Origin of the sequence: Halarcobacter sp. (assembly GCF_963675975.1) — a bacterium.
Classification (GTDB): Bacteria; Campylobacterota; Campylobacteria; order Campylobacterales; family Arcobacteraceae; genus Halarcobacter.
This window is the reverse complement of the sequence record NZ_OY780939.1, coordinates 900995-918242: the sequence shown is the minus strand read 5'-3', so window position 1 is coordinate 918242 and position 17248 is coordinate 900995. Positions and strand designations below refer to the sequence as shown.

The following is a 17248-nucleotide window of genomic DNA, read 5'->3' as shown; positions in this document are numbered from 1 at the left end:
AGTTGATTAAAAATTTTGTTTATGTTAAAATACAAAATATAAGATTTTATCTTAGTGAAGCTCTTCAGTCGCCAAACAGAGGGAGCTTCATTCACCCCTTCCAAATATAAAAAATCAATAACTAATTTTTATAAATTATGTATAATGTTTGAGACTTTTGAGTTTGAATAAATTATCGGCATACAATTATCAATCTCAAAAAATACTCTAGGCTCAGCAAGAAAATCAAGTGACCACTTGCTAAGCAGATTAATAATTGCTTTGCCGAGCCTAGAATACTTTATATTAAATTGTGGTAACTATTATATTAATATTTTTAAAGTCTGTACATAAAATAAAAATAGATTAATAAGTACTTCAATAAGCATTAAAAGCTTCAATAAACTACTATTAATTTAATAAAGATTTGAAGTTTATACACTAACCTTAAAAAAGAAAACTAATTCTTTCTAATATTTTAGCTATTAAATATACATTTATGATTTTTTTAATAAAATATATATTACTTAATTATATAAAGTTGGTCGTTTGTGAAAATATTAGATAATTTAAATACTTTATTAGGGGATGATTTAAAGCAATCGCTTTCAAATGGTTCAAAATTAAAAATAGCAGCTTCATACTTTTCTATTTATGCCTATGAAGCATTAAAAGAAGAATTAGAGAAAGTGGAATCAATTGAATTTATTTTTACTTCACCTTCTTTTACTCCAGTAGAAGCAACAGATAAACTAAAAAAAGAACAAAGAGAGTTCTTTATTCCTAAACAAAAAAGAGAAAAAGACTTCTATGGAAATGAATTTGAGATACAACTCAAAAACAAGTTAAACCAAAAAGCTATAGCACAAGAGTGTGCTAATTGGATAAAAAGAAAAGCAACATTTAAATCAAATACTACAAACTCACCTATGCAACAGTTTCTATGCATTGATGGAGAAGAGACTTCTGCCTATAATCCAATTTCTGGCTTTAGTGCCGTCGACTTAGGTTATCAAAAAGGTAATGCTGTTTCAAACTTTGTAAATAAAATTAATGATAAAGCAATGACTCAAATCTATTTAAATTTGTTTGATCAAATATGGAATGATGAAGAGAAAATACAAGATGTTACCAATAGTTTAATAGAACACATCTCTACAGTATACAAAGAGAACTCACCTGAGAAAATCTACTTTTTGATTCTATATAATATCTTTAATGAATTTTTAGAGGATCTAAATGAAGATGTACTGCCTAATGATTTAACAGGCTTTAAAGATACACTTGTTTGGAATAAGTTGTATAACTTTCAGAAAGATGCAGCAACAGGTGTTATCAATAAGCTTGAAACATTTAATGGATGTATTCTAGCTGATTCAGTTGGGCTTGGTAAAACATTTACAGCGTTAGCAGTTGTGAAGTATTATGAATTGAGAAATAGGTCTGTATTAGTTCTTTGTCCAAAAAAGCTTGCAGATAACTGGCTAGCTTATAATTCAAATCTAGTGACAAATATATTTACTAAAGATAGATTTAACTATGATGTATTAAATCACACAGACTTACAAAGAACAAGTGGTTATTCTCATGGTATAGCACTTGATAAAATAAACTGGGCAAATTATGATTTAGTTGTAATAGATGAATCCCATAATTTTAGAAATAACAATGCTTATAAAGATAAAGAAACTAGATATCAAAGATTAATGAATGAAATCATTAAAAAAGGTGTTAAAACCAAGGTTTTAATGCTTTCAGCTACACCTGTAAACAATAGATTCACAGATTTAAAGAATCAATTAGCCTTAGCATATGAAGGTAATGCAGATGAGATAAATGAGAAGCTTAAGACTACAAGAGATATAGAAGAGATTTTTAGACGTGCACAAGCTACATTTAACTGGTGGTCTAACCTAGAGGCAGAGAAAAGAACTGCTGAAGCTATTTTAAATGCTTTAGATTTTGATTTTTTTGAATTACTAGATAGTGTTACGATTGCAAGAAGCAGAAAGCATATTCAAACATTTTATGATACAAGTGATATAGGTACTTTCCCTAAAAGAAACAAACCAATCTCTTTTCACCCTAAACTTACTGAATTGCAAAATACATTAGGATTCAATGATATTTTTAAAGAGTTATCTTTATTGAAACTATGTGTATATGCACCTGTAAGTTATATCTTACCTAGTAGAGTCTCATATTATGAAGAACTTTATGATACAGAAGTTAAAGGTGGAAGAGGAAGGTTTAAACAAGTAGATAGAGAGAAGTCCCTTCAATCACTAATGACAACAAATCTTCTTAAAAGATTAGAGAGTTCTGTACATTCATTTAGATTAACGTTAGAAAAGCTAAAAGAGAATAATGAATTAATTTTAGAGAAAATCAAGCTGTTTGAACAAAATAAAGTAGGTTCAAAATTCAGTGACTTTACAAATATAAATGAAGATACGCTAGATGATGAAGATTTATCAAATTTTGATGATTTAACTGTTGGAAATAAAATTCAAATAGATTTATCAGATATGGATTTATCTTCTTGGAAATATGATATTTCAAGTGATTTAGAGATTATCAATGCATTATTGTTTGAAATGGAAAAGATTACACCAGAACATGACTTTAAATTTCAACATTTAAAATCTCATATTAAAAATAAGATGAGTAATCCAATAAATAAAGATAATAAAAAAGTTTTAATCTTTACTGCATTTGCAGACACAGCAATGTATTTGTACGATAACTTAGCTTTGTTATACAAAAATGATTATGATATAAATACGGGACTTATTACTGGTAGTCAGACTCCAAAATCAACTATTAAAGACACCTATGATTTACAAGGTCTTTTAACTTTATTTTCACCCATTTCAAAAGAAAAGAAACTTATATTCCCCGATGAACAAGAAGAGATAGATATTATTATAGCAACAGATTGTATTAGCGAAGGTCAAAACTTACAAGACTGCGATTACCTAATAAATTATGATATTCACTGGAACCCTGTAAGGATAATTCAAAGATTTGGACGGGTTGATAGAATTGGTTCTAAAAACGATGTTATTCAAATGGTTAACTACTGGCCAAATATCTCTCTAGATGAATATATAAACCTAAAAGAAAGAGTTGAAAATCGAATGATGATTGCAGACGTTACTGCAACAGGTGATGATAATGTTTTAAGTTCTAAAGCAAATGATATTTCGTATAGAAAAGAGCAACTTAGAAAACTTCAAGAAGAAGTTATTGAAATGGAAGATTTAAAGACTGGTGTAAATATCACAGATTTAGGTCTAAATGACTTTAGAATGGATTTATTAAACTACATTAAAGAGAATGGAGACTTAGGTTCATTACCAAATGGTCTACATGCAGTTGTAAATACTGATTATGAAAAAGGTTTAGTACCTGGAGTAATATTCATACTTTTAAATAGAGACAAAAGTGTGAATTCAAAAGTAGAAGGGCAAAATAGACTTTATCCATATTATTTAATATATATTGACAATGAAGCAAATGTAATTGCAGACCATACAGAAGCAAAAAAACTATTAGATTTAGCTAGAAATGCTTGTAAAGGGACAATTGAGCCTATTGATAAAGCATACCATACTTTTAATCAACAAACTAATGATGGAAAAGATATGTCTTTTTATTCAGACTTACTAGAGAAAGCTATTAAGTCTATGATAGACATCAACGAAGATAAAGATATAGATTCATTATTTACTGGAGGTTCAACTACTGCACTTGTAAATACTATAGAAGGACTTGATAATTTTGAATTAATTAACTTTATAGTAGTTCAGGATATTTAAATATGTACGCATATTTTGAATATCCTCTAAAAACAAGATTTAATAAAATCATACCAAAAAATAAGATATATGAAAAAGCATCAATAAATACAAGTTTGAAAGATAAGATTGTAAAACAAGTAGAAAAAATCATTTGGTTACACAAATTGTCTTCAACTACATTAAATCTAAATGCTACAGATAACATTACAGAGATTCAAGTATTTGATATAGAGCTAAAGCAAGATAATCTTGATGAAGATGTATTAAGGGCAATTGATAAAGCAATAGCATTTCCTATAATATTTCAACTAAGGAAAAAAGATAAGATACAAATCAAGTCTGCATATAAAAGGCTTAATGAAGCAGATACAAGTAAATGGATTGTTGATAAATACTTTAGTTCACCTTGGATTGATATTTCCCATCCAAAAGAATCATTACCTACGGTTTTAGATTTAGAAAAACTTTATGAAATAACAATTAAAGAATTAATACCAAATATCACATCTACAAATAAGTCTTTAAAAGAGGAAGTTGAAACACATAAGAAACTTGAAAAACTACAAAAACAATATGACCTGTTAAAAGCTAAAAGGTCAAAAGAAAAACAGTTTAATAAAAAAGTTGAATTGAATACTCAATTGAAACACTTAAAAAGTCAAATTATTCTACTAAACAACTCATAGTTACAATCAAAGTGCATTTTTTACAAAATTATGTCAAAAAATAAACTTTAATTAATATAATAGTCTATTCAACTTGACTTTTTTGCAATAAAATGTCAAAATATGGCAATTGATTAATAATAAGGTAAAACAATGCTAATTGAATTTAAAGTTAAGAATTATCGTTCTATAAAAGAGCAACAAACATTATCAATGGTAAAGTCAAATGCTAAAGAGCTAGAAGATACTAACACATTTACTACAACAGAAAAGAAGAAACCTATTAAACTACTTAGTAGTGCAACTATTTATGGTCCTAATGCATCTGGGAAAAGTAATTTACTAAAAGCTATGAAGACTATGCAAAGATTAGTTTTAGACTCTGATTCAAAAATTAAAAGAGGTACAAAGTTACCTATAACACCTTTTTTATTAGATAATGGTACGAAAGATGAACCAACTGAATTTGAAATAATCTTTGTTTCTAAAGAGGTTAGATATCAGTATGGGTTTATTTTAAATACTGAAAAGATATTGGAAGAATGGCTTTATGCTTTTCCAGAAGGACCTGCACAAACTTGGTTTGAAAGAGAATACAATCAAGATGAAGAAAAAACTGATTGGTATTTTGGTTCAAAGTTTAATGGAAATAAAAAAATATGGAGTGAATCTACTCGTAAGAATGCACTATTTTTGTCAACAGCAACTCAATTAAACAGTGAACAGTTAAAGCCTGTTTATGATTGGTTTAATGAAACTTTTCATGTATTAGAAAGTACAGCAAGACTAGACCCTAGTTTTACCTATGAGCTATACGAACAAGAAGAGTATAAAGATTTAATAAATAAGTTTTTAAATGTTGCAGATTTAGATATTGAAGAATTAAAAATTACAGAAGAAGAGTTTGATCCTTCAAAACTGTCTGAAGATATACCTGATGTATTAAGAAATAAGATAGTGGAAGATTTTAAAGATAAAAAACTTCTTGATGTTGCATCTGTGCATAAAAATATTCAAGGAGAAGATATATATTTTGACTTCGATGAAGAATCAGATGGTACAAGAAAGTTTTTAGCATTTTTAGGTCCTTGGATTGATACTCTTGAAAATGGAAATGTGCTTGTAGTTGATGAACTACATGATAACTTCCATCCATTAATGGTTAGGTTTTTAATAGAGTTATTTCATAGTAAGGAAACAAATAAAAAACATGCCCAATTAATTTTTACGTCACACGAAACTTCTGTAATGTCACAAGAGATTTTTAGGCGTGATCAAATATGGTTTTGTGAAAAGAAAAATAAAGCAACTGAACTTTTCTCACTGGTTGAATTTAAACCACGAAAAGGTGTAACAGATATTGAAAAAAGTTACTTTAGTGGTAGATATGGTGCACTTCCTTATTTTAAAAGTATAGAACGTGCTATGGGAGTTCAATATGTCGAGGAGAAATAGAAGTACTAATGTTGAAAAGAGGAATACTAAAACTCGTTATACTGGAGATACTGTATTAATCATTTGTGAAGGAACACAAACTGAACCAAATTATCTAATAGAATTAAAAGATTTTCTTTCTTTAGATAATGCTGCGATTCATATTGTTCCATCACAAGGGTCTGCTCCAAACTCTGTAGTTAAACATGCAAAAGAAGCAATTAAAGATGCATGTAATAAGGGGAACCCCTATACTAAAGTTTACTGTGTCATTGATAAAGATCAACATCAATCGTACACATCAGCATTACAAACGATCAAAGACTTTAACGAAAGTTCACGTAAAAAATGTGATACGATAATTTGTCCCATAACATCAGTACCATGTTTTGAATATTGGATATTAATGCACTTTTGCCAAACGACACAAAGTTTTGGTACATCAGGACATAGCCCTTGTGGACAATTGATAAGTACCTCACTTAGAACACATGTAAATGGTTATACAAAAGCAGATAGAGAATTTGCAAAAAAACTAATAGCTGAAAAATTAGAAGACGCAAGAGAAAATAGTGCAGTAACATATAAAGCAGCACAAAGTGCAAGTACAGATGACCCATCTACTAAAATGCATTTATTAGTAGATGAATTAGAACATTTAAAACAACACAAACATTTCCAAGATGATAGAAAAGGATGCCCTCAATGATAGAAAAACTAGATATGACAACACCTGATTTTACAAATGAAAATATAGCTCAAATTGCAGCACTATTTCCTAACTGTGTAACAGAAACAAAAGATGAAAAGGGAAATGTAAAAAAAGCTATTGATTTTGATTTGTTAAAACAAGAATTATCTGAAAATATTGTTGATGGTACAAAAGAGAGATACTCTTTAAATTGGCCTGGTAAGAAAGAAGCATTAGTAACTGCTAATAAGCCTATAAATAAAACGCTTAGACCTGATGTAGAAGATAGTGTAAACTTTGATACAACACAAAATCTATATATCGAAGGTGACAACTTAGAAGCTTTAAAACTTCTGCAAGAGAGTTATCTAAATAAAATCAAAATGATTTATATTGATCCTCCATATAATACTGGTAATGATTTTGTATACAAAGATAACTTTACAATTGACAAAGATGAAGAGCTTGAAGCAAGTGGCCAGATAAGTGAAGAGGGAAGACTTGTAGCAAACTTAGAATCAAATGGTAGATACCATAGTGACTGGTTATCTATGATGTATCCAAGACTTAAACTTGCTAGAAATTTATTAAAAGAAGATGGTGTAATATTTATATCGATTGATGATAATGAAGCTCATAATTTAAAAAAAGTCTGTGATGAAATTTATGGTGAAAATAATTTTATTACAGAATTAATATGGTCAGCAGGTAAAAAAAATGATTCAAGGTATGTGTCTGTATCACATGAGTATATTTTAATTTATGTAAAAAACATTGAATTTATAAAAAGTAAAAATATTATATGGAGACAAAGAAAAGAGGGTCTTGACAGTATATACGCACAATATGAAAAGCTAAAAAAAGAATTCGGAAACAACTATTCAAAAATAGAAGAGGCATTGAAAGTTTGGTTTAAAAACTTACCAGAATCAGATCCAGCTAAAAAAAATAAACATTATTCAAGTGTAGATTCAAAAGGAATATATTTTCCAGACAATATATCTTCACAGTCTGGAGCTTCACGACCAAGATATGAAATTCCACATCCAATTACCAAATTACCAGTGGCTGTACCATCAAGAGGCTGGGGATTTACGCTAGATACATTAAACAAACTCATTGCGGAGGATAAAGTAGATTTCGGGAAAGACCATACAACAGTTCCAAAACTAAAAGCTTACCTAAAAGATAGAGAGACTGAAGTTCCATACAGTGTTTTTTATATGGATGGAAGAGCTTCAACAAAAAGATTAATGTCTCTATTTGGGAAAAAAATATTTGAAAACCCTAAAGATGAGTTAGTTTTATCCAAAATTATAAATTTTGCTACAGAAAAAGACTCTATAGTTTTGGACTTTTTTAGTGGTTCCGCATCAACTGCCCATAGTATTATACATCTTAATAAAGAAGACAATGGTAATAGAAAATTTATATGTGTACAAATTCCTGAGTTAACTGATGAAAAATCTGAAGCCTACAAAGCAGGTTATAAAACCATTTGTGAAATAGGTAAAGAAAGAATAAGAAGAGCTGGTAAAAAAATAGTTGAAGAGAGTGGGAAAAGTGATTTAGATATTGGATTTAGAGTTCTTAAAATAGATAGTTCTAATATGGAAAATGTTTACTACAGTCCAGATGAGATAACACAAGAATCTCTTTTTGACACTACTGTTGACAATATAAAAGATGATAGAAACTCTTTAGATTTACTTTTCCAAGTACTACTTGATAGTGGGGTTGATTTAACTTTACCAATAGTAAAAAAAGATATCTTAGGAAAAGAAGTTTACTTTGTAGATGATAACGTACTTGTTGCTTGTTTTGAGAATACTATAGATGAAGCACTAGTAACTGAGATAGCTAAAATGGATGATATCTTAAAAGTAGTGTTCAAAGATAGTAGCTTTGAAAGTGATGATGTTAGAATCAATACAGAGCAAATCTTTAAACAATATTCACCTGATACAGACCTAAAGGTTATCTAATATGAATATTAGATTTAAAAAACAGCAGTACCAAGAAAATGCAGTAAATTCTGTAGTTGATTGTTTTAGAGGTCAAAAAAAAGTAGATGGTATTAGCTATAGAGTAGATCCAGGGAAAATAAAAACAGTCGCTCACGGTGAGCAATCTAATATAGATTTTGAAGAAGAGTTAAGTGGATTTAAAAATAGTGATTTTACTATTACTCCAATTCAAATTTTTGAGAACATCCATAAAGTACAAAGAGAACAAAATCTTCCAGTATCAGATAAGTTGATTACAAATAGTGTATGTGATATTAACCTTGATGTGGAGATGGAGACTGGTACTGGTAAGACATTTTGTTATACGAAAACTTGTTTTGAACTAAATAAACAGTATGGTTGGAATAAATTCATCATAGTTGTACCAAGTATTGCAATTAGAGAAGGTGTTCAACAATCTATAGAGCTTACACGTGAATATTTTAAAGAAGAGTATGGGAAACAAGTAAAATCTTTTATCTATAACTCTAAAGAACTTCATAATATAGAAGATTACTCTAGTGATGCTGGAATTAATATTATGATTATCAATGTTCAAGCATTTAATGCAACTGGAGCTGATAATAGAAGAATCTATGATGAACTAGATAGTTTTAATAGTAGACGTCCAATTGATGTTATAAAAGCAAATAGACCAATACTTATCATAGATGAACCTCAAAAGATAGAAGGTGATGCTAAAAAAGAGAGTAAGAGTTTTAAATCTCTAAAAGAGTTCAATCCTTTGTTTATACTCAGATATTCTGCAACATTCAAAAAAGAATATAACAAAATCCATAGATTAGATGCACTTGATGCTTATAATCAAAAACTAGTTAAGAAAATATCTGTTAGAGGTATTACTGTAAAAGGGCTTAGTGGTACAAATGCATATCTATATTTAGAAGGTATAGAAATAAGTAGTTCTAAACCACCAATAGCAAGATTAGAGTTTGAACTAAGAACTAATAGTGGTATAAAAACAGTTACTAGAAAAATTGAAGTAGGTGATGATTTAGAAGTTAAATCAGAAGGATTATCTCAATATAGAGATTTTGTAGTAAGTGAAATTGATGCTTATAAAAACAAGATTTACTTTAAAAATGGTATTGAACTTAGTGTTGGTGAAGCTAGTGGAGATGTAAATGAAGAGAGTATTAGAAGAATACAAATAAGAGAAACAATAAAAGCTCACCTTCAAAAAGAACAAATGCTTTATTCAAGGGGAATTAAAGTTTTAAGTCTATTTTTCATAGATGAAGTAGCTAAATATAGAATTTATGATAATGAAGATGAATCAAATGGTGAATACGCGAGAATCTTTGAAGAAGAGTATGAAGAAGCGGTAAAAAATATTGGTTTGATTTATGATAAAGATTATGAAGAATATTTAAAAGGGATTGGTGCCTATGAAACTCATAATGGATATTTTGCTCAAGATAAACATAAAAAGATGATTGATCCAAAAGTTTCAGCAAGAGGTGAAAATGCTGGACTTGCAGATGATGTAGATGCTTATGATTTGATTTTAAAAGATAAAAAAAGACTACTATCTTTTAAAGAAAAAACTAGATTTATTTTTTCACACTCAGCACTTAGAGAAGGATGGGATAATCCAAATGTTTTTGTAATTTGTACACTTAAACATAGTGATAATACTATTTCAAGAAGACAAGAAGTTGGTAGAGGGATGAGAATCTGTGTAAATCAGCATGGTGAAAGAATGGATAATCCTGCAACAGTTCATAAGACAAATATCTTAACAGTAATAGCAAATGAAAGTTATAAAGATTTTGTTACTGGTTTACAAAAAGATATTAGTGAAACATTAACTACTAGACCTAAAGTTGCAGATGCAGATTTCTTTAGTGGTAAGACGATTATTGTTGGTGAAGAGAAAATCAAAGTTGATGATAAAATGGCTAAACAAATCTACAAATATCTAGTTAAAAATGATTATGTAGATGATGAAGATATGATATCAAAAGATTACCATGATGCAAAAGATGAAGAAACACTTGCTAAGCTACCAGAAGAGCTAGAAGAGTATAAAGAACAAGTATTCCAACTAATTGATAGCCTATTTAGCAAAAATGCTCTTGATGGTATGGTTGAAGATGAGACTAAAGATAATACAAATCCAATAAATGAAAAGAACTTTAAGAAAAAAGAGTTCCAAGAGCTATGGAATAAAATAAATCAAAAAGCTGTTTATACAGTCGATTTTGATAGTAGTGAACTTGTTAAGAATGCAAAAAATGCTATAAATAAAGAGTTGCATGTAAAAGCTTTAGAATATACAGTTGTAGGTGGTACTCAAACAGATAATATTGCTTATGAGTCTTTGAAATCTGGAGCTGGATTTAAAGAAGAAGAAAAAGAGACAGTATCAGAAACTAGAAGCGTACAATCTAAAGTTAGATATGACCTTATAGGTAAGGTTGCAGAGAATACTAAACTTACTAGAAAAACAGTTGGTGAAATATTTAAATTAATAGAGCCTGATAAATTTAGACTTTATAGAGTAAATCCTGAAGAGTTTATTTCTCAATCAAGTAGAATCATCAATGAGCAAAAAGCAGCTATGGTAGTAAATAAACTTACATATAGTCCAATTGATCAAAAATTTGATAGTGATATATTCTTTGCTGAAAGTGAAAAACAAAACTTCTCTAAAGCAAAGAAAGTGGATAAGCATATTTACGATTACATCGTAACTGATTCTAAAAATGAAATTGATTTTGTAAATGAACTTGATACAAATAAAGAAGTTGTTGTTTATGCAAAATTACCAAGAGGATTCTTTATCCCTACCCCAGTAGGTAATTACAATCCAGATTGGGCGATATCATTTGAAGAGGGAAGTGTAAAATACATCTATTTTGTAGCTGAAACAAAAGGAAGTATGTCAAGCCTGCAGACTAGAAAGATTGAAGAGATAAAAATTGATTGTGCTAGAGAGTTCTTTAAAAAGATTAGTACAGATAAAGTGAAGTATGATAAGGTAGATAACTATGATACCTTGATGAAGATAGTTAATGGAAACTAGTTAATGAAAACAGAAAGTCAAAATAAAAGGATATATTGCATTTTGCAATATATCCTAAAGGTTTTTAAAAAAAAATGTAAAATAAATATTGGAAAATGGGAAATTTTCTAAATCTAATTTGATATAAGGAGCAAAATGGAATAGAAGCGAGTTAATTATTTAAACACTGATGTATATTGTTTTAAGCGTATAACCTGACGGCAATCAGGTTTTTTACACGCTTTTTGTATAAATTAAGTGTTACTAAAATTGGATGTAATTAGTACAATTAATCTATAAAAGTTCAAAAGAAGTATAGTTTCTTGTACATTAAACTAAAATAAACTAGATCATTAATTGATTTTTTTATTAAATATATCCTTTTTTGTAACACCAACTAATGTAAAGGATACTTTATTGGCTGAAAAAGTCTTAAATAGAAATATAAACCCTTCAGTAGAAAAAGAACTGTGGGCAAAAAGTGCTGGCAGATGTCAGTTTGATGGTTGTAATAGGGTACTATATAAATCTCCCGTTACTCAAGAAAAAGTTAATATATCAGAGAAAGCACATATTTATTCATTCTCAGAAGATGGACCTAGAGGTTGGAGCGATGAATTAGCAAGTGACCAGGCATTAATTAATAATATTAGTAATTTAATGCTTCTTTGTCACGATTGTCATAAGAAAATTGATAAAGATATTGATGGAACAATATATTCTGCAGAATTATTAAAACAATGGAAATATGAGCATGAATATAGAGTTTATATTACGTCAAGTATATCAATAGATAAACGATCTCATGTAGTTTTATATTGTGCTAATATTGGGGAACAAAACTCTACAATAAATACTAAAGAAGTATTTGCAGCTATGTTTCCAGAGAAATACCCTGTTAACGAATTACCATTAGACCTTTCAACAAAACTATCTTTCAAAGATGACGATATGATTTTTTGGCAAGCAGAATCACAAAACTTAGAACAGAGTTTCAAAGAAGTAATCTTACCAAAGATAAAAGATAATAACCCTGCAGACTTTTCGGTATTTGCATTTGCACCAATGCCTCTTTTAATAAAACTTGGAACGTTGTTTACAGATAAAATTTCTGTAGATACCTATCAACCGATAAGAGAACCAAAAACATGGTGTTGGCAAGAAGATCCAGAGGACTTTGAGTTTTTAATTTCAGAGCCAAGTAATTATTCAAAAGAGCCAGTCTTAGTTTTATCGTTAAGTGGAAAAATATCAGAAGATAGGGTTTATGAAGTTACTGGTGAAAATGTGAATATTTGGGAAGTGACTGTTTCTGAAAAGTTTTTACATAATGACTTTATAAAAGCAAAATCTCAACTCTCATTATTTAGAAAAGAGATGAGGAAACTTATGGTTAAGATTAATGAAAAGCATTCAAATAAACCATTGAAAATTTTTCCTGCAATGCCTATATCATGTTCAGTAGAGTTTGGAAGAATAAGAATGCCAAAATCAGATATGCAGTGGATTATTTATGATCAAAACAATAAACATAATAAGTTTATGGAAACAATAGTTATTGGAGCAGATACAAATGACTAACAGAAAAGAAAGTTTAATATTAGAAAAAATTGTAGAGTTATTAGAATTACCTGACTCGGCATATGAAAAAGCAAAAAATAGGTATGAAGATTTAGGAGACTGGTTTGATAGGGATGATTCACTGTTAAGTAGTAATGATGTACACATCTTCCCTCAAGGTTCATTTAGATTAGGTACCGCGATAAGACCTTTAGATAGTGAAGAAGAATATGATTTGGATTTAGCGTGTAATGCAAGAACAGGTATTTCAAAAGGCTCACATACACAAAAGGAATTAAAAGAAATTATAGGTATAGAGTTAGAGCTTTATAGAAAATCAAAAGGTATAAAGGCTGAAAAGGATGAAAAAAGAAGATGTTGGAGGCTTGAATATCAAGATTCTCTTAGTTTTCATATGGACATAGTTCCTTCTATTCCATTAGATGAATCAATTACAAATTTAATTTATGAAGACATTCACGAAAAGTTTGTAGCAGATACTAATTTAGCAAGAGATATTTCTAGTAAATCGTTATCTATAACTGATATAGAAAAAGATAACTATAATAAAATAGATGCAGATTGGAATATAAGTAACCCTGAAGGATATGCTATTTGGTTTGAGTCTCGAATGCATCCAAATCAAGTGACTTTATTAATGGAAAAAGCACAAGTTGATAAGTTACCAACTTTTAATCAAAAAACAGTATTACAAAGAGTTATTCAGTTATTAAAAAGGCATAGAGACTGTATGTTTAAAGATAATGAGGATTCAAAACCAATCTCTGTAATAATCACAACACTTTCTACTCATGCTTATAATGGAGAAACAGAATTGGCAAGTGCATTGAAAACTATTTTAAGAGATATGGATGACTTTATTAGTAGTACTATACCAAGAGTAGCTAACCCAACTAGACCTGAGGAAGACTTTGCTGATAAGTGGTATCTTCCAGACCATAAGCATTTAAAGTTAGAAGAAAACTTTAACTTATGGCTTATGGCTGCAAGAAGAGATTTTGCTTCAATAACTGGAAACGATAATGGTAGTTTTGATTCGGATTTTGTAGCAGAAAAGATGTCTATTTCTTTAACTGAAGCTACAAAAATAGGTATAGCTTTAGGTTTAGCTACTTCAGAGGTCTTTGCAAATGAGTTTAATATTAAAAAAGAGGAAACTGCAAAACCTTGGAGAAAGTCTTAAATGAGTTTAATCCATAAAATTAAACTAGAAGATTTTTTAAATAATAATATCCATATGTCTATCAAGCCATCAAATTTAGATGGCTTGATAGTTGAAGGAACATATCATTTTAAAGCAAAAACTGATGGGTATAAGGAACTAACTGATTCTTATAAATTGAAGATAACTATTAAAAATGACTTCCCCTCAAGTGTACCAATTGTTGAAGAGATAGGAGATAAAATTCCTAAAACTGAACATTTTCATATTAATCCGAGCACTTATAATCATAGTTTATGTTTAGGTGCACCTTTAAGACTGTTAGAACTTTTAAATAAAGAACCAACACTTAATGGATTTGTTAAATATTGTTTAGTTCCATATCTATATGCTGTATCATTAAAAATACAAGATGGAGTAGATTTAGTTTTTGATGAATTAGCTCATGGCGATGAAGGAATATTTTCAGAGTATAGAAATATATTTGGTATAGAAGATGAGAATGATATAAAGAAAATTATTAAAATGCTCTCGTTAAAAAAAAGAGTTGCAAATAAATTATCTTGCCCTTGTAATTGTGGAGAAAGACTTGGAAAATGTAAAAATAAATTGAATGTCAAGATTAATCGGTTTAGATATTTTGCATCAAGGTCTTGGTATAGTAAGTATTTAAGTGATTTTAAATAATGGTATTTATGTTAAAATAAAAATCAATTCGATTACAAGGAGGCAGTTATAGCAGAATTTATTGCCAGCATACTTGTATATGGTGTTTTGAATTGACTCATTAACGAAGAGATATTCCCCAATAAGGTGTTAGACTGATTTTATTAGTAGTCCTGGGCTATTGAATCGGGGTTGATTTGGTGTCATCCCTAGTGATGTGAGTAGTTGACACAGTTAGTTTTATCAGTCGGCGAAGCAGTATTCCAATAACTCTGCACCAATGCTTAGTGTGTAGCCAAAAACAAATCTAGGGCTTACAGGCAATACCCCATAAAGGACTGCCTGTATGATTTTACCTAACCAATGCATCCCTAATTTGTTCATCAGTAGGTCTAATATAACCTAAAGTTGTACTAACATTTTTGTGCCCAATAAAATTGGAGATAATTTTCACATTAATAGACTTACTTCCCATCTCCGTAATCAATCCTTGTCTAAATGAATGTGAAGTAAATCCAGGTCCAAGTATCTCTTTCATTTTGGAATTGACCTGTTGTATAAATACAATATTATTAATCTTATCTTTTCTATTGATACTTTTATGAATAACTCTATTTTCATCATTTTCATTTGTAAAATCAAATACCTTCTCAATTTCTTTTTTAAATGAACTAGATAAATAAATTTTTCTTTCACTAGAAGTTTTTGATACATAAACTTTTATCATTCTCTCATCAAGTAAATTTTTTATATCTTTTATTTTTAATTCCTGAACCTCATTTAATCTCAAACCAGAAAAGTATAAAAAAATAAATGTTCTAAGTAAATTGTCTCTTGTATTTTTTCTAATAGATTCATCACCTCTAATATATGACATTAATTTTTTAAACTCTACTTCTGTAATACTCTCTTTTATTCTTTTAATTTTCTCAACCATTTTTAAAAACCTTATAATTTATTAGATATATAAACATTTTATTATGTTTTATAAATCCTTTTTTTAATTTTTTATTTGTAAATACCATAAAACTGTAAGACCTTATAAAATATAGTATTTTATAGGGTCTTGAAATTTATCATGAAGTTTTCTATTATCATTCATATCATCCAAATCCAAACTTTCAATATCAAATTCTAAATCAACTAAAATATCTTTAAAATATTCAATATTTTCAATTTCACTTGCATCTACATTATTTACAATTAATTTTAAATATCCTCCAGCTTCACACCAGGTTTTATAAATTAATCTATGATTAGAACAAAGATGTTCATCTTTTGAACTAGAACATTTAACTTTTATATCTTTTAATAAACACATATCAATCCTTTTTATTTATTTGTTTTATAAAGTGCAGCTTCAATGAAGACAGAGAGAACATTAAAATAATAGTCAATATAAAAAATACAATATAAGCATACAGTGACAAATAGTAGTAAAATACACCAACTGCAAATATAGAGCTTAGTAAATAAATATTTATAAACTTATTTTCATAGTAAAGATTACTATATATCTCTTTTTTATTCATATTTTTTATATTTGAAATAATCTTATGATTGTATATAGTTACTTGAACAACTATAAGTAGATAACTACCTAGTAATATAATTTCATCTATTTTCATATATTTGATGTAATAAAAGATTTAGAGAAAAAAATAGTTTTTTAATCCTCTTCACTTTTTTTATCTTTTATAGTTTCTTTCCAATCATTTTTATCAATAATGCCAACTCCCACTCCAATTGATATAAGGCAAAAAACTAAATATATAAGAGCAAAGCTTACATCACTTGAACTTTTTACATAGTTTTCAAATGCCATAATATATAAAAAATAGAAAAATCCAACTATTAATGCAAGGGCACTACTAACTGTAATAAGTATATAAAACTCTTTAAAATACTCATTCATTGTTTTATAAAATTTACAAGACATAAATTACTCCTTTATTAAACATTTTGATAATTCAAAGATATTATCACCATCAGTTATTAAGTTAGACTCTTTTTTATAGTACTTATACCCTTTTGTAGAAGATACTACTTTATTATCACAAATAAGCTCTTGGTTATTTTCAAATGCTATAGCTATTTTATCAACTCTATTTTTATCTATACTATGAGTAAAATATAAAACTATATAAACAGCAATTAAAAATATAAGACCTTTTACATATTTAAAAAACTTCTTTTTCTCTTTTTCACACTCAATATCTTCAGACATAGTTAC

At 28.5% G+C, this 17248-nt stretch carries 13 protein-coding genes; 9 read left to right on the top strand and 4 right to left on the bottom strand.

Annotated elements, in window-relative coordinates:
• Positions 1-530: 530 nt before the first annotated feature.
• The 9 genes from ACKU3H_RS04550 (at position 531) to ACKU3H_RS04510 (ending at position 15036) form a co-directional block, all read left to right on the top strand.
• A complete protein-coding gene (locus ACKU3H_RS04550; RefSeq protein ID WP_320035794.1) occupies positions 531-3800 on the top strand; it encodes a helicase-related protein in 3270 nt (1089 codons plus the stop codon).
• Positions 3801-3802: 2 nt separating this feature from the next.
• Positions 3803-4468: a DUF4391 domain-containing protein gene (locus ACKU3H_RS04545; protein WP_320035793.1), complete on the top strand. Its 666-nt coding sequence runs from the start codon at positions 3803-3805 to the stop codon at positions 4466-4468.
• A 132-nt stretch (positions 4469-4600) separates the two neighbouring features.
• Positions 4601-5902, top strand: a complete 1302-nt coding sequence (locus tag ACKU3H_RS04540; protein WP_320035792.1) for an ATP-binding protein — start codon at positions 4601-4603, stop codon at positions 5900-5902.
• A complete protein-coding gene (locus ACKU3H_RS04535; RefSeq protein WP_320035791.1) occupies positions 5886-6590 on the top strand; it encodes an RloB family protein in 705 nt (234 codons plus the stop codon). The genes ACKU3H_RS04540 and ACKU3H_RS04535 overlap by 17 nt, the downstream gene beginning before the upstream one ends.
• Positions 6587-8557: a site-specific DNA-methyltransferase gene (locus ACKU3H_RS04530; protein ID WP_320035790.1), complete on the top strand. Its 1971-nt coding sequence runs from the start codon at positions 6587-6589 to the stop codon at positions 8555-8557. Before ACKU3H_RS04535 ends, ACKU3H_RS04530 begins: the two co-directional genes overlap by 4 nt.
• Position 8558: 1 nt before the next feature.
• Positions 8559-11627 (top strand): DEAD/DEAH box helicase family protein, encoded by a 3069-nt coding sequence (locus ACKU3H_RS04525; protein WP_320035789.1) that lies wholly within the window; start codon positions 8559-8561, stop codon positions 11625-11627.
• A 396-nt stretch (positions 11628-12023) separates the two neighbouring features.
• Positions 12024-13187 (top strand): SAVED domain-containing protein, encoded by a 1164-nt coding sequence (locus ACKU3H_RS04520; protein ID WP_320035788.1) that lies wholly within the window; start codon positions 12024-12026, stop codon positions 13185-13187.
• Positions 13180-14370 carry a nucleotidyltransferase gene (locus ACKU3H_RS04515; RefSeq protein WP_320035787.1) on the top strand — a complete coding sequence of 397 codons (1191 nt, stop codon included), beginning with the start codon at positions 13180-13182 and terminating at the stop codon, positions 14368-14370. Before ACKU3H_RS04520 ends, ACKU3H_RS04515 begins: the two co-directional genes overlap by 8 nt.
• Positions 14371-15036: a hypothetical protein gene (locus ACKU3H_RS04510; RefSeq protein WP_320035786.1), complete on the top strand. Its 666-nt coding sequence runs from the start codon at positions 14371-14373 to the stop codon at positions 15034-15036. It abuts the gene before it with no gap.
• 331 nt (positions 15037-15367) lie between these two features.
• Here the strand turns inward: ACKU3H_RS04510 and ACKU3H_RS04505 are convergent, their stop codons facing one another.
• The 4 genes from ACKU3H_RS04505 to ACKU3H_RS04490 form a co-directional block, all read right to left on the bottom strand.
• Entirely contained in the window at positions 15368-15952 is a 585-nt protein-coding gene (locus ACKU3H_RS04505) for a site-specific integrase (RefSeq protein WP_320035785.1), read from the bottom strand.
• A gap of 102 nt (positions 15953-16054) precedes the next feature.
• Positions 16055-16336, bottom strand: coding sequence for a hypothetical protein (locus ACKU3H_RS04500; RefSeq protein WP_320035784.1), 282 nt, complete (start codon positions 16334-16336; stop codon positions 16055-16057).
• Between the two features lie 348 nt (positions 16337-16684).
• Positions 16685-16954 (bottom strand): hypothetical protein, encoded by a 270-nt coding sequence (locus ACKU3H_RS04495; protein ID WP_320035783.1) that lies wholly within the window; start codon positions 16952-16954, stop codon positions 16685-16687.
• Positions 16955-16957: 3 nt separating this feature from the next.
• On the bottom strand, positions 16958-17242 hold the full coding sequence (locus ACKU3H_RS04490; RefSeq protein ID WP_320035782.1) for a hypothetical protein: 285 nt from the start codon (positions 17240-17242) through the stop codon (positions 16958-16960).
• Positions 17243-17248: the final 6 nt, after the last annotated feature.